Here is a 17,071-nt window from a genome sequence, read left to right on the forward strand (position 1 = left end):
CGACACTGTTTTCCTGCGCAGGTGACATCTTCGGTCAATGTCGCAGGGGTCAACGGAAATCCCGGCTGCGCACATGGATACCGTCGAGCAATGAACTCAGGTCGCTCAAGCGTCCGGCAATCAGGTGCCGCACCTCGCCCTCCTTTTCCCAGCGCCCATCGACCTTGAGCAATTGCGAGCCGACCAGTACCTGCCGTTGCCGTTCGGCCAGGTCGCGCCAGACCACCACGTTGACGTTGCCGAACTCGTCTTCAAGCGTCACGAAGGTCACACCGCTGGCGGTGCCCGGGCGTTGCCGGCCGGTCACCAATCCGGCGACGCTGACCGGTCGGCCGTGCTCGACATCCATAAGTTCTTTCGAACTGCGGCAACGCCGGGCTTTCAATTCACCCCGCAGCAAAGCCAGCGGATGCGGACCGAGGGTGGTGCCAACACTGTTGTAATCGGCTTGCAGGTCCTCGCCCACGGTGGGTTTGGGCAGAGACACCGCCGGTTCTTCCTGACTCGGCAAACCGGCAAACAAGCCGAGCTGCTTCTGTACCCCCGCCACCTCCCAGCGCGCCCGATGCCGGTCACCGGCCAACCCGCGCAACGCACCGGCATCGGCCAGTTGCTCCTGGGCGCGAGCATCGAGTCGTGCCCGTTCGCCAAGGTCGGCGATGTCGGCAAACGCCCCTTTCGACCGTGCGACTTCAATACGCCTGGCATCGTCCTCGCGAAAGCCTTTGATCATCCGCAACCCCATGCGAATGGCCGGTTGCGCGCCGGTGATCGGTTCCAGGCTGCAATCCCAGTCACTGGCCCGTACGTCCACCGGACGAATCTGCAAATGATGCCGGCGGGCGTCCTGAAGAATCTGATCCGGGCTGTAGAAACCCATGGGCCAACTGTTGATCAGCGCACAGGCGAACGCCGCCGGCTCGTGGCATTTCAACCAGCAACTGGCGTAGGTCAGCAAGGCGAAACTGGCGGCGTGGGATTCGGGAAAACCGTAATTGCCGAAGCCTTTGATCTGCTCGAAGATCTGCGCGGCGAACTCCGCCGTGTAGCCGTTTTTCTTCATCCCGTCCGCCAGTCGCTCCTTGTGCGGTTCCAGTCCGCCGTGGCGTTTCCAGGCGGCCATGGAACGGCGCAATTGATCGGCCTCGCCGGGGCTGTAGTCGGCGGCAACAATCGCGATCTGCATCACCTGTTCCTGGAACAGTGGCACGCCCAACGTACGCTTCAGCACCACTTCAAGTTCTTTCGACGGGTAGATCACCTCTTCTTCGCCCTTACGCCGCCGCAGATAGGGGTGCACCATCCCACCTTGAATCGGCCCCGGACGAACGATCGCCACCTCAATCACCAGGTCATAGAAAGTCGTGGGCTTGAGCCTTGGCAGCATCGACATCTGAGCCCGGGATTCAATCTGGAACACCCCGATGGTGTCGGCGCGTCCGATCATCTCGTAGGTTTGCGGGTCTTCGGCCGGCACCGTTGCCAGACTCAGGTCACGGCCACGGTGCCGACGCAGCAGATCGAAACAACGGCGAATCGCACTGAGCATGCCCAGCGCCAAAATATCGACCTTGAGCAACCCGACCGCGTCCAGATCGTCCTTGTCCCACTGGATAATGGTGCGCTCGGCCATGGCGGCGTTTTCCACCGGCACCAGGCTGTCCAGGGGCTGCTCGGAAATCACGAAACCGCCAGGGTGCTGGGACAGGTGCCGGGGGAAACCGATCAACTGCCCCGTCAGGCTCAGCACCCGGCGCAACACCGGGCTGTCGGGATCGAAACCACCTTCGCGCAGGCGCTCGACGGGCGGCGCCTGATCACTCCAGTGGCCGCAACAGTCGGCCAGGGCATTGACCTGATCGGGCGGCAAACCCAGTGCCTTGGCCACATCGCGGACTGCGCTGGCACCATGGTAAGTACTGACCACCGCCGTCAGCGCCGCGCGGGTCCGGCCATAACGCTGGAACACGTACTGCAGGACTTCTTCACGTCGCTCGTGCTCGAAATCCACGTCGATGTCCGGCGGCTCATTGCGCTCTTTGGAGAGAAAACGCTCGAACAGCAGCGTGCTCCGCTCCGGGTCGATCTCCGTGATCCCCAGCACGTAGCACACCGCCGAGTTGGCCGCAGAACCGCGCCCCTGACACAGAATGTGTTGCTTGCGGGCGAAATTCACAATGTCGTGAACCGTCAGGAAATAACTTTCGTACCCCAACTCGGCAATCAGCTGCAGTTCCTTGTCGATCTGCACCAACACCTCGGCTTTAGGGCCTTTTTCCCAGCGCCACTGAATACCCTTTTCAGCCAACGCCCGCAGCCAGGACGTGGCCGTTTGACCGTCAGGCACCAGTTCCCGGGGATATTGATAACGCAACTGACTAAGGTCGAACATGCAGCGCCGGGCGATGTTCAGCGTTTCGTCGAGCAGTGCCTGCGGATAAAGATCGCACAAGGCGGCGAGGCTGCGTAAATGCCGTTCCCCATTGGGGTGCAGACGTAACCCGGCCTCGGCCACCGGCAGGTGATGGCGGATCGCGGTCATGGTGTCCTGTAAGGCCCGCCGGCCGCGGGCGTGCATGTGCACATCGCCGCTGGCCACCGCAGGGATTCGCAGTTCCCGTGCCAGGGTCAGCAGCGCCGTCAATCGCCGGGTGTCGTCCTGCCCGCGATGTAACTGAACGCTCAGCCACAGGCGCTCGGCGAAGATCTGCTTCAGCCAGTGGCCCTGCTCAAAGTCATCGACGGCATCCGGCACCCACAACGCCAACAGCCCCGGCAAAGGCTCGCCAAAATCCTCCCGCAGCACCTGATATTGGCCTTTCTGCGTGCGGCGTCTGGCACGGGTGATCAGGCGGCACAGGGTTTGGTAACCCTCGAGGTTTTCCACCAGCAGCACCAGTTTCGGGCCGTCTTCGATGCGTATTTCACTGCCGATGATCAGCGGCAACTCCACAGCCTTGGCCGCCTGCCAGGCGCGGACGATACCCGCCAGGGTGCATTCGTCGGTGATCGCCAACGCTTGGTAGCCCTGCTTTTTCGCCCGTTGAAAAAGCTCAAGCGCACTGGAAGCACCGCGCTGGAAACTGAAGTTCGACAGGCAGTGCAGCTCGACATAATCGACACTCATGCGAACCAGCCTTGCAGCCACAACGGACCGTCTTCACCCACCGCTCGATAGGCCCAGCCCTGCTGACCGGAACGGGTTTCGATCAGGTAATAATCGCGGCGCACATCATCGCCGTCCCACCAGCCCGACTCGATGCGTTCCGGCCCCATGAGGATGCGCGTCGAGCCTTCGTGTACTGCCTGCGGTTCAGTCAGTAGCCAGCCCGGGCGTTGCACGGCAGGCAATACCTCACAGGTCTGGCTGTTGACACTGGCCTGCCACGCACATTCCGGCCGATGATCGGCCTGGAACCGCAAGCCCTGCACCGCGTCATCCCCCAATCGTGCGCGCAAGCGTTCGCGCAGTTGCTCCCAGGGCAAGGACTGCTGCGGACGATCATCGAACAGTTCCTGGTACTGGGGCACAAAGGCCGGTAGCTCTTCGGCGCGCAGACGAAAACCGCGTACCGGCGCCTCGACCTGAACCTGCTCCAGACGCCCTCGGGCCAGTTCGAACAGCATCGCCGGATCGCGCTCGGCACTGAGCAGGCCGACCTTGATCAGCGTGTCTGGCAACCCGGCGTGCTCCAGGTGCAGGTCAAAACGCTGCACACCGCTGTCCCGCCCGCAGAGGAACGCCGCCAGATCGCCGGTCAGCCTGCGCAATGGAAACAGCAACGCCTGATGGGATTGCACATCGAAGTTGAGTTCGATGCGCACATCGAAACGGTCCGGCGGCAGGTAAAACGCCAGCGCCAGCCGTCGCTCGCCGAACAGGGTGTCCAGATGCTTGAGCACCTGAGCCTCGAAACGCCGGGCCAGGCTATGTCGTGGCAGCGCCTGCACCTGACTCAAGGTGCGCAGCCCCATGCGCGACAGTGCCGTGGCAACGCTTGGTTCCAGAGCGATCCGGTCGACGGGCAACTGCCCCAGGTGGTGCTGCAAGGCTTCATTGTCCGGCACTACCAGACCGTCATAAACGTTGGCCAGCACCCGCGCCGCCACCGGATTGGGCGCGGCGACAATCCGGTGACGAAACCCCAGCTCGCCAAGTTCCGCCCGCAACCGCGCCTCGAACTGCGGCCAAGGCCCGAACAAGCCCAGGCTGGATTCGATTTCAAACACCACGGCTCGTGGGTAATGCACGCTGACCTGAGAGCTGAACCGATAGGCCCAGGCGGCCAGGAACTGCTGCCAGTGTTCAATCTCGGCGGCATCGTATTCCGCGGTGACGAACCCTTTGCTCAGGGCCTGAGCGGCGGTCATCGACTGGCCGGGCCTCAAGCCCAGCGCCCGCGCCGAACCGTTGACCGCTTGCAGCACCCGACGCTGGGCCGGGCCGGTCAGCAGCGCCAGCGGCTCATCGGGGTCGGGGCGCTGACGCAGTACCGCGTCCAGCGCCAATTGCGGGAAGAGAATGCACACCCAGCGCATGGCAACCTCAATGCCCGACGGCAAAGGCAATCGGCGCCGAACGGGCCAGCCCGCCCCGGCACTTGAGCACCCGCAACTGCGCAGGTTTGGCGTCAATGGCGATGCGCAGGGCCGCTGGTGACGGGTTAATGGCTTCACTGAGCGAGCGATAGGCGAACGCCAGGGTCTGACCGGTTTCCGCCGCCACCTGCAAACGTCGCAATGCTCGATCATCGGCCTTGTGCGGCCAGCACAACACCGCCCCGCAACTGCCTGAACGCAGGCATTGTTCCGCCGCCCACAGCGCATCGCGCTCGCTGGCGTGGATGATCGACAGTTGTCGCAGATCGACCCCGGCGTTCTGCCAGGCCTGGGGATACGGCACGTAAGGCGGCGCCACCAGCACGATGCGCTCCCCCGCCGCCGACAGCCGCGCCAGCGCCGGCCACACCAGTTGCAACTCACCCAAGCCCTGCCCGGCCAACAGGATTTCAGTCAGCGCCGCTTCCGGCCAACCGCCAGTGGGCAATGCCGCATCCAGCGCCGCATGCCCGGTGGGTTGCGGGCTGACAGTCGGTGGCGCAGGCCGGCCCTTCCAGACCTGGCCGCCATTGAACAACGTATCCAACGCAACGACGGCGCCCATCACCCTTGCCTCACCAGACCGCAGAACACGCCTTCGATGGCCAGATCCTGATCGGCTCGAACAATAATCGGCTGGTAAGCCGGGTTGCGCGGTAACAGGCGAACAGAATCGCCGACCCGTTCAAAACGCTTGATGGTGACTTCGCCGTCGAGCCGCGCCACGACGATCTGGCCGTTGACCGCCTCTGGATTGCGGCGCACGCCCACCAGATCGCCATCGAGAATACCGTCCTCGATCATCGAATCACCCTGCACCCGCAGCATGTAATCCGGTAGCCGCGAGAAGATCGACGGATCAAGCAGCAAACGGCTGTGGACTTCGGCATCGGCACCGATCGGCGCACCGGCCGCCACTCGACCGAGTACCGGAACATCCAGCAGCTCGGGCCGCGGCGGTTGATTCAGCAGCCGGATACCTCGCGCCTGATGCGCATTGACCTCGATAAAACCGGCTTCGGTCAGCGCGAGCACGTGCTTGCGCGCCACGCTACGGGAGGCAAAACCAAAGGTCTCGCTGATTTCAGCGAGGCTCGGGGGCTGACCGTGTTCGGCGATTCGATCGCGGATGAAGGTCAGGATGGCGGTACGGCGGGGAGTTAAAGTCGTCATGGAGTACATTTGTACTCTTTTGGGTTTTTCCTGACAAGCACTTGTAGGAGCTGTCGAGTGAAACGAGGCTGCGATCTTTTGACTTTGCATCAGCCGCGCTTGAGGATCTGGTCCATCACCCAATCGGTCTTCAACGCCTGCTCGGCCAGCGCCGGGTGCTGCGTTTCGCCACGGATGTGGGCATTCATGCCCAGCACGTGGTGCCACTGGATGTGTTCGTGATGTTCGATGTGCAGGCTGAGGTGTTCATCGGCCTCAAGCTGCACCGGGTGTTCGTCGAACACCGAAAAGCTGATCCGGCCTTGGCTGCCGATCACCTCGACCCGGTCCTCTCGACGGTCCGCCACGAAGTTCCAGCAGCCCATGCCCAACGCCCCGGAGGCAAACCGCCAACTGGCGCTGACGGCATCTTCGGCGGCATAGAGGCCAGCCTGATGCGCGGTGAAACCGGCGACCTCGACGATGTCACCCAGCAGGTACTGGAACAGGTCGAGGCCATGGCTGGCGAGGTCGGCGAAGTAACCACCACCAGCAATCGCCGGATCAGTGCGCCAGTTATCGGTGCCGCCAAGATCGCTCGATGAAGGCGCTTTGGTCAGCGTCCAGGTCAAGTGCCGGACTTCGCCGATCCGCCCTTGGGCAAGCCATTGCCGCACCTGCTGGAAGCGCGGCAACGAGCGTCGATAATAGGAAACGAACAGGTGCAATCCGGCCTCGGCAAAGGCCTTTTGCATCTCACGGCTTTGCCCGGCATTCAGCGACATCGGTTTTTCGACGCAGCAATGTTTGCCGGCGGCAGCCACTTGCAGGCTGTAAGCGTGATGGCTGTCGGGGGGTGTGGCGATGTACACCGCGTCCACCTCGGGGTCGTTGATCAGCGCGCCGGCGTCGGTGTAGACCCGGGCAATGCCATGGCGCGCGGCGTAATCGGTCACTGCTTCCAAACGCCGCCCCATCACCGCCACCAGTGCCGAGCCGGGCGCCTTGTAGAACGCCGGCCCGCTCTTGCGCTCGGCCACACTGCCACATCCAATCATGCCCCAGCGCACCACGTTCATAGACAATCCTTTGAGGTTTAGCCGATGCGCAATGCGCGCAGGTCGAGGCGACCGTCCTTGAGTGGTGGGCACCAGTAGTAGCCCCCGGTGATCGGTCGGCTGATGCGATACAGACCGTCGGTGATGCCGTCTTCCAGACCGCTCATGCGCCGCAACTGGGACTCGAATGCATCGAGGGAAAAACCGAAGGCCAGGAACATCAGGCCGGCGCGATCGCCTTCGATCCACGGCATCGAGCGACGGACCACGAAGGCTTCGGGTGTGAAGCTTTCCTGGGCGGTGCGTTTGACGTGGGCAGAGATCGGCGCGTCGTCGAGTTCTTCGTTGTCGCTCAAGCGCCGGCCCATGATGTTGTCCTTCTCGTGGGACGGCATGGCGTGAAAGCCTTTCAAGTCATGCTGCCACTGCTGGATCGCGGCGAAGCTGCCACCGACCAGTCCCTCAGCGCCTTCGCCCAACAACGCGGCGGCCACAGCGGCTTCGTCGTGAGGGTTTTCGGTGCCGTCTTCGTAGCCGGTCAGGTCGTGGCCGGTCATGTGGCGGAAGGTTTCGTTCATCTGCACCAGACGCAGGGCCGGTGCCAACGCGGCTTCGATCGCATGACTGCGATTGAGCAGTTCACCACGGTCAACACCGTGTAGCCAGCACCAGAGCGCGTGTTGGGTCGACGGATTGTCGACGCCGACACCGACCAGCGCAGGAAAAGCGCGCAGCCCGTCAATTTGCGCGTGCAGCGCTTTGACCAGGGATTCACCGAAACCGACGACCGCCGACTTTCCGTCCACCAGGCGCATCAGGTTATCCAGCGCAGCCGGCAGTGCCTCGGCGGATTCAAGGGCGAAGAACATATGACGAGCTTGAGGCGGAACAGGGGTGGCGAGAATGCCCGGCTGGTAATAACTCATATGAACTCCTTCAGAAAGAGCGTGAAGTTTAACCGGGGGATCGTTACTTGTGTGTTTTCAGGGCCAAAAGATCGCCTCGTAGCAGCTGCCGAGCCTGCGAGTCCATCCAATTACAGGGCTTTCAGGACCGGATGAGTCGGCAGCGCCAAAAAATCATAAGATGAGCCATGACAAGCGAGTCCGAGGTCTGCTAAAACGATTCATCAGTGCATCAGCCAATCCAGACGGGGTAGCGATATGACCACAGCACAAATCCTTTGCAACCTGTTTCCCACCGCCGACAACGTCCCGGAAAAATACCGCCTCAACGGCCCGACCGAGCAGCGCGAGTATCTGGTCGATGGCGAACTGAAAACCTGGTCCGGGCCCCTCGCCCAAGTCCGCAGCCCGGTGTACCTGAGCGGCGCGAATGGCGATGAACAGGTGATTCTCGGCAGCACGCCGCTGCTCGATGCCGAGACCGCATTGACCGCGCTCGACGCAGCCGTCCGCGCCTATGACCGCGGCCAGGGCCTGTGGCCGACCATGCGTGTGGCCGAGCGTATCCAGCACGTCGAAACCTTCCTGGCTCGAATGCGCGAACAGCGCGAGGCGGTGGTCAAATTGCTGATGTGGGAGATCGGCAAGAATCTCAAGGACTCGGAAAAAGAATTCGACCGCACCTGCGATTACATCGTCGACACCATCAATGCCCTCAAGGAACTCGACCGCCGCTCCAGCCGCTTCGAACTGGAACAGGACACCCTCGGCCAGATCCGCCGCGTTCCGTTGGGCGTGGCGTTGTGCATGGGGCCTTACAACTACCCGCTGAACGAAACCTTCACCACGCTGATTCCGGCGCTGATCATGGGCAACACCGTGGTGTTCAAGCCGGCCAAACTTGGCGTGCTGTTGATTCGCCCTCTGCTCGAAGCGTTCCGCGACAGCTTCCCGGCCGGGGTGATCAACGTCATTTACGGCAGCGGTCGCGAGACCGTCAGCGCACTGATGGCCAGCGGCAAGATCGATATTTTTGCGTTCATCGGCACCAACAAGGCCGCCAGTGACCTGAAAAAACTCCACCCAAGGCCTCACCGCCTGCGCGCGGCGCTGGGCCTGGATGCGAAGAACCCCGGCATCGTTCTGCCGGAGGTCGATCTGGACAACGCGGTCAATGAAGCCGTCACCGGTTCCCTGTCGTTCAACGGCCAGCGCTGCACTGCGCTGAAAATCCTCTTCGTCCATGAAGATGTGGTCGAGGCGTTCATCGAAAAATTCAACGCCAAACTCGCCAGCCTCAAACCCGGCATGCCGTGGGACAGCGGCGTGGCCCTGACGCCATTGCCGGAGTCAGGCAAGGTCGATTACCTGCACACCCTGGTGGCAGACGCGGTCAGCAAAGGTGCAGCCGTGGTCAACCCAAACGGCGGTGAATCCCGAGCATCGTTCTTCTACCCGGCCGTGTTGTACCCGGTGACACCGCAGATGCGCGTCTATCAGGAAGAACAGTTCGGCCCGGTCGTGCCGATCGTGCCTTACCGTCATCTGGACACCGTCATCGATTATGTCCTGGAATCGGACTTCGGCCAGCAACTGAGCATCTTCGGCACCAACCCGGTGGCGGTTGGCAGGCTGGTGGACACCTTCGCCAACCAGGTCGGCCGGATCAACCTCAACGCCCAGTGCCAGCGCGGTCCGGACACCTATCCGTTCAACGGCCGCAAGAATTCCGCCGAGGGCACGCTGTCGGTGCACGATGCGCTGCGGGTGTTTTCGATCCGGACCCTGGTGGCGACCAAGTTCCAGGAAAGCAGTAAGGAGCTTCTCAGCGAGATCATCAGCGGCCGAAACTCGAGCTTCCTGACCACCGATTACATCTTCTGAGGTCTGTTATTGCGCCGCCACCCGTCGAAGCTTCAGGCTCCAGCCTTGTTGCATCCCGGCGGCGGCCAACAGAATCGCGGCGACACCGATCCATTGCAGTGGCTCCAGGCGATGGCCAAAGGCGAACCAGTCAACGAAAATCGCCGCAATCGGATAGATGAACGACAGCGCACCGGTCAGCGCTGTCGGCAGCTTTTGAATCGCGCCGTAGAGCAACACATACATCAGACCGGTATGCACGATGCCCAGGGTTACCAGACTGGCCCAGGCATCGGGCGTTTGCGGCATCGCCGAGAAATGCGCAAAGGGCGCGAGCAACAGCACGCCGGTGCAGACCTGGATCAACGCGATCAGATGCGGTGGCGTACCGGTCAGGCGCTTGATGATCAACGCGGCAATCGCGTACAGAAAGGCAGCCCCCAGCGCCAGACCAATCCCCATCAGGTAATCGTTGCCGCCCTCGCCCTGCTCACCATGTGCGCTGACAATCGCCAGCATCCCGAGAAACGAAATGCCCAGCCAGAACAGTTTCTGCAGGGTGATTTTCTCCCCCAGAAACAGCGCGGCCAGCCCCACCAGCATGAATGGCTGGACGTTATAAACCGCCGTGCCAATGGCAATCGAGGCGCGGGAGTAGGACGCGAATAACAGCACCCAGTTGCCGACAATCGCCACACCGCTCAGTACGGCCAGCAAGAAAGTGGTGGACGTCAAAATGCCAGGGCGCAGAAAGCCGAACGCCGCGCAGATCAGCAATAAGGTGGCGGCACCGAACACGCAGCGCCAGAACACCACGTCCAGCACCGGTTGCCCGGACACCAGCACGAACCAGCCAATGGTCCCGGAAATGAGCATGGCTGCGGTCATTTCGAATGAGCCGCGACGTAGTGTTTTTTCCATCATTAACCTCCTTTGTTTGAGCCCAAAGTATGCCAATCCACCGAGGGGCTACTCCAGCGCAAAAAACAGGCTAAACTCGGCTTCCGCCTTTTTTATCAAGGCTTATTCAGCCGATGACCTAACAGGGGTTCCCATGACCGATAACATCGACCAAGTGCTGATCAGCGCGTTGATGGAAGACTCACGCCGCTCGCTCAAGGCCCTGGCACAGATCAGCGGCCTGTCCTCGCCCAGTGTCGCCGAGCGCCTGCGTCGCCTCGAAGAACGTGGCGTGCTCAAGGGATATACCGTCGAGATCGACCCCAAATGCTTCGGTTACCAACTCCAGGCCATCGTCCGCATTCGCCCGCTGCCGGGCCAGTTGCAGGAAGTCGAGCGACAGATTCAGGCCATTCCCGAATTCACCGAGTGCGACAAAGTCACTGGCGACGACTGCTTCATCGCCCGCCTGCATGTGCGCTCGATGGAACAACTGGACACCCTCCTCGACCGCCTCAACAGCCACGCCGAAACCAGCACCGCCATCGTCAAGAAGACACCGGTCAAGCGCCGGCTGCCACCGATGGCATGAGTGCTGTTTTGTTCGCAAAGGCGTAGTTTGATCTTTTTCCGGCGAAGGATTGGCGGTATGAAAACTCAAGCCATGTTACTGGCGGCGGTGATGCTCACCGGTTGCGGCACATTCCAGACCGTGGTGCGCAGTGACGAGGCAGCGGCGAAGAGTCTCAGGGAACAGAAAACCTACTGCGGTGCAGTTCCACGGATCTACAGCGGCGTGACTTATGATTTCTGCACTCTGCATGCGCCACCGGGCCCGGGCATCGATGAGTATAAATACAACAATGCCACGCCCTTTGTGTTGATCGACGTAGTCATTTCCGGCGCTCTCGACACCATGCTGCTGCCCTACACCATTTATCGGCAGCAGGCCGATGGCAGCATTGTCATTACCGAATAATCCTGGCCGCCCAGGCGCGCAGATGATCGGCGCCCCGATTTGCAAGCAATAAAAAACCCGCCGAAGCGGGTTTTTTACTCAAGGCTGGCGATTAATCATCGCGGCTCATGATGCCGAGCAATTGCAACAAGCTGACGAACAGGTTGTAGATCGATACATACAGGCTGATGGTCGCCATAATGTAGTTGCGCTCGCCGCCGTGAATGATGGCGCTGGTCTGGAACAGAATGCACACCGACGAGAACAGCACGAAACCTGCGCTGATCGCCAGTTGCAGACCGCTGACCTGGAAGAACAGGCTCGCCAGTGTCGCGCCCAATAGCACAAAGAAACCGGCCGTGATGAAACCACCGAGGAAGCTCATGTCCTTGCGGGTGATCAGCACATAAGCCGACAGGCCGCCGAACACCAGCGCGGTCATCGCGAAGGCCGAGCTGACTACTTCCGCTCCGCCCTGCATACCCAGGTAACGGTTGAGAATCGGGCCGAGCAGGAAACCCATGAAGCCAGTCAGCGCGAACGCAGAAACCAGGCCCCACGCCGAATCACGGAGTTTGTTGGTGAGAAAGAAAAGGCCGTAGAAGCCGATCAGCACCACGAAGATATTCGGGTAGCCGACACGCATCTGCTGCGCGACAAACGCCATCACGCCGCTGAATGCGAGTGTGAGGGCGAGTAAGCCGTAAGTGTTGCGCAGGACGCGGCTAACCTCTAGCTGCTCAGCCTGCACGCTGTTATTAACTGCGTAATCCTGTTCGCGCATGGCGACACTCCTGTTGGGTTTGAAACGTTCAGTCGCAAAGATCATAACAGACGCTCTGTAACAAGCCATGCAGAGAGTTTGACAGTGTGTTTCATTCAGGTATTATGGCGCCCGCAACGCAAACGGAGGTGTGGCCGAGTGGTTTAAGGCAACGGTCTTGAAAACCGTCGACTGTAACAGGTCCATGAGTTCGAATCCCATCGCCTCCGCCATCTTTATACGACAAAGCCCTGATTTTTCAGGGCTTTTTCGTTTCTGGGGTTTGGTAAACATGTCACCGCTCGGCATGTGTTCCATACCTATTATGGGAGCGTTCCATAACTCAGCCCATTTCGAACCTACCTGGGCCCTCCACGCCGAACCGGCTGCCAACGTAAATGCTGTAAAGATTGTTGAACGCGACTTCTGCCTGGGGCATTCTTCGCGACGCACATTTACATGGACGGTAATATTTGATGCGCCCCGCACCTATGGATGTGCCCATCCCCTGCGCCTGCACGCTCGATACCTCGCTTCATCCCAGCGGCCTGAAAACCTCTTTACGCCTTTATGGGCTAGCTCGCATCGTCGGTTTCAGCGACACACCTGCGAGCACACCGGTTGAAATTCTTTGCGCGACGTCCGGCGAAGGCAAGGCCATTCGCGCCTTCGTTTCAAGGCTGGACGCTGAGTTGGTTGCCAGGTCAATGCCTGACTCAGGCTATCGTGTGGTACCGCTGGCACAATTCGACCCCACTGGATTTATCCGGCAACACCAAGGTTGGCTGACCGTCCACATCACCTGCGGTTTTGCCTCACAGCGCGGCACATTACGATTCGCAGATGGCGACTTGCCAAGCTTGGGCTGGTTTATTCATGCCCAGACGGGCACCTGGAGCCCGGGACGCTTCATCCACTGGGGCGAAGAAGTCGCCGAGATATTGCTCAGTACCTACCGCAGCGTCGGCATGCCCAATTACAACGCTTGGCTCAACCAGCTTGATGGCTATTCCATGCAGGCCATGGACAACTGCGTCGAAATCGCCTGGCAGGCGTTATTGGCTTGCCGTCCCATGCGCGAAAACCACCGAGCACTGTTCAACCCTAGGGATGAGTGCTGGCGCTTTTCCGACTCGCCCATCGACCCCTATTACCCCATTTGAAACATTGAAATGGAACTTCCCATGAGCGGCAAACCTGCTGCCCGAGTGACAGACCCCACCAATTGCCCGCTTCCGGGGCATGGCACAAATCCTATTGTCAGCGGCTCTCCCAATGTGAACTTCGATGGCCTTGCCGCCGCTCGAATGACCGATAAATCCGCATGCGGTAGCCCGATCAGCGAAGCCGTCAGCGCTACGGTTTTCATCAATGGGCTGAATGCCGCAACCCAAGACAGTACCGGTGGCCACGGCAACGTAGTTATGGCTGGATCCGGCACGGTCATTATTGGCGACACCTTCGTACCAGCCCCCTTCAGCGGCCTGCTGCCGATGCCAGTGCACTTCAGCGACAAGTTCAGACTAGTTGACCAAGACTCGGGCGAGCCTCTACCCAATCTTGATTACGCCATCCAGCGCGCTGACGGCAGCATGGAACACGGCGTAAGTGATCCGATGGGGTATACGCATGTAGTGAGTTCGCACCTGCCCGAAACAATCAAACTGTTTCTGGAGGACTAAGGCATGGCAGCAGATGCTCTTCATACAACCGACTGCACACAATCCTCCCCAGACCAAAGAACAAGTTTCATTATTTCTGCTTTCCCAGAGGGGCAAACAGAGAGCGTCAAAATCTATACTGGTGACTTTCATCATGGCTGAAGTGGTTAGCAAGAATGGCAGAAAAATGTCTCCCGTAGCCACCAGAGCGGTGACGCCCGTCAAAGACGCCACCCCAAAAACTGTATCGCTGGACGCCAGGAAACAGATAAGGCGGGCCGAGAATGAGGAGTATTTGAAGGATAAGAACGTGAAGGCATTTTTGGTTGCCATTGCCGAATCCGAAGGCGGTAGCTACCACGCGAAATATGGTTATGGCTGGGCACCGGGTTTTCAATCCGGGAAATGGACTTTCACTGATGAGTCCACCCATCCGGGGGGCCGGTTACGGTGGAAAAACTACGGCATCGGGCATGTATCAAATTACCATTGCCACTTGGCGCGAGTATGCCGGAAAGATGGGACTCACCGACTTTACGCCTAATACGCAAGACCTTATCGCGGTCGACATTCTGCGCACCCTCGGTGTGATCGACAAGATCAAGGCCGGCGACATCCCGGGAGCAATGCCGAAGGCGGCAACGAGGTGGGCGGCACTCCCCGAAGGGCCTGGTAAGAAAAATCATTATCCGCCGCAACCGTATGCCGAGTATCCAAAGTTTTTGGCGAGCTACAAATCGGCTGGAGGGACTGTCAAATGAAGGCTTCAATCATTGCGCTCGTCGCACTTTATTGCATTGGCACCAGCGCAGCCTTTGCCGATGGCTCACAGGCGACAAGCGACAGGCGCGGGCCGGCAGGCATCGCCGTCGGTGAGCCCTTGGTCGCAGCCAGGGCCAAGCTCGTCAAGCAAGGATGGAAGCCGACGCGGATGCATACCACCGATGGCTATGAATATAGTGGCGTGGAGCGGGAGCTGGCTGCACGCAAGTTCTTCGAGGTCGATGTCTGCTCTTTTGATAGCTCGCGTTGCATCTTGTTCTACTCAAAGAACGGCGCTTGCCTGCGCGTCGACACCATTGGGGAGCAATTCAATGACATGACGGTTACGCGATGGGCCGATGAGTGTCCTGACGCGCCTCCAAAACCAAGTAAGCGCGGCGCGGGATAGCAACCGACCATTTTGACTGGGGCGACATTTGCCAGTGCCTGGCCCCTGCCGACAAGAAAGCACCTGCGCCACGGCGCCCTACCGCCCGAACAAAATCAAACAATCAAACCTCCCTGCAATAACCAAGACTGTGCGTACAAAACACCTATCCGGCACTCGCCAGGCGCCCTCGACTCGTGTTTGTCTTGGGCACGTGAAGAAGTGTTTTCGTTCGTGCTCTATTACTGGCAACACGTTTCGGTGGCCGATCGCGCTCCCTGGGTACCAGCCAACGGGCTGTCAGTCTTCGAAAACCCGTATCTCCCTTTCCGATACTAGAACGCGCGCCCGGCAGCAATCTTGACCATTGCGGCTATCATCAATGGCTTCGTCATCAAGCAGCCGGGTTCTGGTCTACGCTGAAAGCATGATCGGAGGGCTCCAACCATGTGCGGACGTCTTTCCCAATACCGGGGCATTCATGACTTTGTCGTAGCGCTCAGCATTCCAAACGCACTGATCAACTATGCAGGCGACCAGCCTTTCGAGTGTTACAACGCCGCGCCATCCACTCAGCTCGCCCTCTTTCACCAGGAAGGTCAGTTTCTGCGGGCCGACATGGTTCGCTGGGGCTGGCGACCGCATTGGATCAAAGACCGTGCCGCACCGATCAATGCCCGTATTGAGAAAGCCGCCCACGGCTCATTCTTCCGCACGATCTGGCCGCACCGGGCAATCATCGCCATCGACAACTGGTTTGAATGGGTTGATGAAGGCGGACCGAAGAAGCAACCCTACCTGATTCGCCAGCGGGATCGGGCGCCGATTCTGTGCGCCGCGATTGGCCAGTACCCGAGCGCCGAGTATGGTCCAAGCGAGCATGACGGCTTCGTGATCATTACCGCCGATAACGCCGGCGGCATGCTGAACATTCATGACCGCCGGCCTGTGACGCTTTCACCGGAACGGGCCCGCGAATGGCTGGACCCGGCCACACCCCAAAAACGCGCCGAACAAATGGTGCTGCTGCAAGGGGAGCCGAGCGAGGCGTTCGAGTGGCTCCAGGTAGACCGGGCAATCGGCAATGTGCGGAATCAGGGACCGGACCTGATACGACCGATTGGAGACTCACTTCTCTGACCTGGCTTACCGACCGCAGCGAAAACTACCAGCAGCGCTGCTTGCAGCAATATCAGTTCTGCTAATACTCTTGTCGCCATGAAAACACGCCGCCCCCTTACCCCTGAAGAAGTCGCCGAAAGCATCAGGCTCAAGGCTATTTACGAACAACGAAAGTCTGCTGCCAAAGCGGCTGGATCAAATCTCACTCAAGCGAATGTGGCTGAGGCTTGCGGATGGTCTGGCCAAAGCGCCTTCAGTCAGTACGCAACCGGCAAGGTTCCACTGAACGTCGAGGCGCTTCTGAAACTGGCAAAAGCCTTGCGCTTTGATGCCAGTGAAGTGAGCCCACGCCTGATGTCGACCGTTGCTAGCGTCCAGCCTTCCGAGCGCATCCAGCCAAGCGTAGTGATGTCGGACATCCAACCTTGGGATGACGACACGCCTCTGGATGACGATGAGGTCTACGTCCCCTTCCTGCGCGAAGTGGAACTGGCGGCCGGATCAGGCCGCTTCGTGATTGAGGAAAGCGACAGCGCCCGGCTCCGATTCTTCAAGAAAGACCTTCGCCATAACGGCGTTCAGTTCAGCAACGCGAAGTGCGTGGTTGTCAGCGGCAACAGCATGCTGCCAGTGCTGCGTGACGGCGCAACCGTGGGCATCAACGTCGGCAAGAGCTCACTGGGCGATATCGTTGACGGCGACATGTACGCCATCAACCACAGCGGTCAGCTACGTGTGAAGCAGGTTTACCGACTGCCGACGGGCATCCGCCTGCGCAGCTTCAATCGCGACGAGCATCCGGATGAGGACTACACCTTTGCCGAGATCCAGGAACAGCAGATCGTGATCCTCGGCCACGTATTCTGGTGGGGGATGTTTGCCCGCTGATTGAGTCGAACCGTAGACCAGTTTTTTTACCTATGAAGCCCGCCTGACGCGG

The 17,071-nt window shown here is 60.0% G+C and carries 17 protein-coding genes and 1 tRNA gene; 10 read left to right on the top strand and 8 right to left on the bottom strand.

Annotation, left to right across the window (positions count from 1 at the left end):
- Positions 1 to 49: 49 nt before the first annotated feature.
- The 6 genes from ACYZT2_RS16410 to ACYZT2_RS16435 form a co-directional block, all read right to left on the bottom strand.
- Positions 50 to 3,127, bottom strand: a complete 3,078-nt coding sequence (locus ACYZT2_RS16410) for an error-prone DNA polymerase (RefSeq protein ID WP_461965606.1) — start codon at positions 3,125 to 3,127, stop codon at positions 50 to 52.
- Entirely contained in the window at positions 3,124 to 4,539 is a 1,416-nt protein-coding gene (locus ACYZT2_RS16415) for a Y-family DNA polymerase (RefSeq protein ID WP_461965608.1), read from the bottom strand. The genes ACYZT2_RS16410 and ACYZT2_RS16415 overlap by 4 nt, the downstream gene beginning before the upstream one ends.
- A 7-nt stretch (positions 4,540 to 4,546) precedes the next feature.
- Positions 4,547 to 5,164 carry a translesion DNA synthesis-associated protein ImuA gene (gene imuA / locus ACYZT2_RS16420; protein WP_461965610.1) on the bottom strand — a complete coding sequence of 206 codons (618 nt, stop codon included), beginning with the start codon at positions 5,162 to 5,164 and terminating at the stop codon, positions 4,547 to 4,549.
- The gene (lexA, locus tag ACYZT2_RS16425; RefSeq protein WP_461965612.1) at positions 5,164 to 5,781 is read right to left on the bottom strand and encodes a transcriptional repressor LexA; all 618 of its coding nucleotides are present in this window, start codon (positions 5,779 to 5,781) and stop codon (positions 5,164 to 5,166) included. The genes imuA and lexA overlap by 1 nt, the downstream gene beginning before the upstream one ends.
- 80 nt (positions 5,782 to 5,861) lie before the next feature.
- Complete coding sequence (locus tag ACYZT2_RS16430) at positions 5,862 to 6,830, bottom strand: Gfo/Idh/MocA family protein (RefSeq protein WP_461965614.1); 969 nt, start codon at positions 6,828 to 6,830, stop codon at positions 5,862 to 5,864.
- Between the two features lie 17 nt (positions 6,831 to 6,847).
- Positions 6,848 to 7,735 (bottom strand): Dyp-type peroxidase, encoded by an 888-nt coding sequence (locus ACYZT2_RS16435; RefSeq protein ID WP_217856362.1) that lies wholly within the window; start codon positions 7,733 to 7,735, stop codon positions 6,848 to 6,850.
- Between the two features lie 237 nt (positions 7,736 to 7,972).
- Between ACYZT2_RS16435 and ACYZT2_RS16440 the strand changes: the two genes are divergently transcribed.
- The gene (locus ACYZT2_RS16440; RefSeq protein WP_461965617.1) at positions 7,973 to 9,598 is read left to right on the top strand and encodes an NADP-dependent glyceraldehyde-3-phosphate dehydrogenase; all 1,626 of its coding nucleotides are present in this window, start codon (positions 7,973 to 7,975) and stop codon (positions 9,596 to 9,598) included.
- A gap of 6 nt (positions 9,599 to 9,604) precedes the next feature.
- Here the strand turns inward: ACYZT2_RS16440 and ACYZT2_RS16445 are convergent, their stop codons facing one another.
- Positions 9,605 to 10,498, bottom strand: coding sequence for a DMT family transporter (locus tag ACYZT2_RS16445; RefSeq protein WP_461965619.1), 894 nt, complete (start codon positions 10,496 to 10,498; stop codon positions 9,605 to 9,607).
- Between the two features lie 133 nt (positions 10,499 to 10,631).
- Between ACYZT2_RS16445 and ACYZT2_RS16450 the strand changes: the two genes are divergently transcribed.
- Positions 10,632 to 11,069 (top strand): Lrp/AsnC family transcriptional regulator, encoded by a 438-nt coding sequence (locus ACYZT2_RS16450; RefSeq protein ID WP_461965621.1) that lies wholly within the window; start codon positions 10,632 to 10,634, stop codon positions 11,067 to 11,069.
- A gap of 57 nt (positions 11,070 to 11,126) precedes the next feature.
- Positions 11,127 to 11,456: a YceK/YidQ family lipoprotein gene (locus ACYZT2_RS16455; RefSeq protein WP_461965623.1), complete on the top strand. Its 330-nt coding sequence runs from the start codon at positions 11,127 to 11,129 to the stop codon at positions 11,454 to 11,456.
- Positions 11,457 to 11,547: 91 nt separating this feature from the next.
- On the opposite strand, the gene ACYZT2_RS16460 is transcribed toward ACYZT2_RS16455, so the two are convergent.
- Complete coding sequence (locus tag ACYZT2_RS16460) at positions 11,548 to 12,219, bottom strand: Bax inhibitor-1/YccA family protein (RefSeq protein WP_461965625.1); 672 nt, start codon at positions 12,217 to 12,219, stop codon at positions 11,548 to 11,550.
- Positions 12,220 to 12,343: 124 nt separating this feature from the next.
- On the opposite strand from ACYZT2_RS16460, the gene ACYZT2_RS16465 reads away from it, so the two are divergent.
- From ACYZT2_RS16465 to ACYZT2_RS16495, 7 genes are all read left to right on the top strand, one after another.
- Positions 12,344 to 12,431 (top strand) — tRNA-Ser (locus ACYZT2_RS16465).
- Between the two features lie 240 nt (positions 12,432 to 12,671).
- On the top strand, positions 12,672 to 13,361 hold the full coding sequence (locus ACYZT2_RS16470; protein ID WP_461965627.1) for a hypothetical protein: 690 nt from the start codon (positions 12,672 to 12,674) through the stop codon (positions 13,359 to 13,361).
- 21 nt (positions 13,362 to 13,382) lie between these two features.
- A complete protein-coding gene (locus ACYZT2_RS16475) occupies positions 13,383 to 13,880 on the top strand; it encodes a PAAR domain-containing protein (RefSeq protein WP_461965629.1) in 498 nt (165 codons plus the stop codon).
- 398 nt (positions 13,881 to 14,278) lie between these two features.
- Positions 14,279 to 14,620 carry a lysozyme family protein gene (locus ACYZT2_RS16480; protein ID WP_461965631.1) on the top strand — a complete coding sequence of 114 codons (342 nt, stop codon included), beginning with the start codon at positions 14,279 to 14,281 and terminating at the stop codon, positions 14,618 to 14,620.
- Positions 14,617 to 15,030: a hypothetical protein gene (locus ACYZT2_RS16485; protein ID WP_461965633.1), complete on the top strand. Its 414-nt coding sequence runs from the start codon at positions 14,617 to 14,619 to the stop codon at positions 15,028 to 15,030. The genes ACYZT2_RS16480 and ACYZT2_RS16485 overlap by 4 nt, the downstream gene beginning before the upstream one ends.
- A 426-nt stretch (positions 15,031 to 15,456) precedes the next feature.
- A complete protein-coding gene (locus ACYZT2_RS16490; RefSeq protein ID WP_461965635.1) occupies positions 15,457 to 16,149 on the top strand; it encodes an SOS response-associated peptidase family protein in 693 nt (230 codons plus the stop codon).
- Between the two features lie 78 nt (positions 16,150 to 16,227).
- Complete coding sequence (locus ACYZT2_RS16495) at positions 16,228 to 17,019, top strand: LexA family transcriptional regulator (protein ID WP_461965637.1); 792 nt, start codon at positions 16,228 to 16,230, stop codon at positions 17,017 to 17,019.
- Positions 17,020 to 17,071 lie beyond the last annotated feature (52 nt).

The sequence above is a fragment of the Pseudomonas sp. MDT1-85 genome (assembly GCF_054898065.1).

Excerpts from the sequence above, each read along its gene's own strand:
- ACYZT2_RS16475 (WP_461965629.1), top strand. The coding sequence starts at position 13,383 with ATGAGCGGCAAACCTGCTGCCCGAGTGACAGACCCCACCAATTGCCCG.
- ACYZT2_RS16450 (WP_461965621.1), top strand. The coding sequence starts at position 10,632 with ATGACCGATAACATCGACCAAGTGCTGATCAGCGCGTTGATGGAAGAC.
- lexA (WP_461965612.1), bottom strand. The coding sequence starts at position 5,781 with ATGTACTCCATGACGACTTTAACTCCCCGCCGTACCGCCATCCTGACC.
- ACYZT2_RS16460 (WP_461965625.1), bottom strand. The coding sequence starts at position 12,219 with ATGCGCGAACAGGATTACGCAGTTAATAACAGCGTGCAGGCTGAGCAG.
- ACYZT2_RS16445 (WP_461965619.1), bottom strand. The coding sequence starts at position 10,498 with ATGGAAAAAACACTACGTCGCGGCTCATTCGAAATGACCGCAGCCATG.
- ACYZT2_RS16485 (WP_461965633.1), top strand. The coding sequence starts at position 14,617 with ATGAAGGCTTCAATCATTGCGCTCGTCGCACTTTATTGCATTGGCACC.
- ACYZT2_RS16430 (WP_461965614.1), bottom strand. The coding sequence starts at position 6,830 with ATGAACGTGGTGCGCTGGGGCATGATTGGATGTGGCAGTGTGGCCGAG.
- ACYZT2_RS16480 (WP_461965631.1), top strand. The coding sequence starts at position 14,279 with ATGAGTCCACCCATCCGGGGGGCCGGTTACGGTGGAAAAACTACGGCA.
- ACYZT2_RS16455 (WP_461965623.1), top strand. The coding sequence starts at position 11,127 with ATGAAAACTCAAGCCATGTTACTGGCGGCGGTGATGCTCACCGGTTGC.
- imuA (WP_461965610.1), bottom strand. The coding sequence starts at position 5,164 with ATGGGCGCCGTCGTTGCGTTGGATACGTTGTTCAATGGCGGCCAGGTC.
- ACYZT2_RS16440 (WP_461965617.1), top strand. The coding sequence starts at position 7,973 with ATGACCACAGCACAAATCCTTTGCAACCTGTTTCCCACCGCCGACAAC.
- ACYZT2_RS16435 (WP_217856362.1), bottom strand. The coding sequence starts at position 7,735 with ATGAGTTATTACCAGCCGGGCATTCTCGCCACCCCTGTTCCGCCTCAA.
- ACYZT2_RS16415 (WP_461965608.1), bottom strand. The coding sequence starts at position 4,539 with ATGCGCTGGGTGTGCATTCTCTTCCCGCAATTGGCGCTGGACGCGGTA.
- ACYZT2_RS16410 (WP_461965606.1), bottom strand. The coding sequence starts at position 3,127 with ATGAGTGTCGATTATGTCGAGCTGCACTGCCTGTCGAACTTCAGTTTC.
- ACYZT2_RS16495 (WP_461965637.1), top strand. The coding sequence starts at position 16,228 with ATGAAAACACGCCGCCCCCTTACCCCTGAAGAAGTCGCCGAAAGCATC.
- ACYZT2_RS16490 (WP_461965635.1), top strand. The coding sequence starts at position 15,457 with ATGTGCGGACGTCTTTCCCAATACCGGGGCATTCATGACTTTGTCGTA.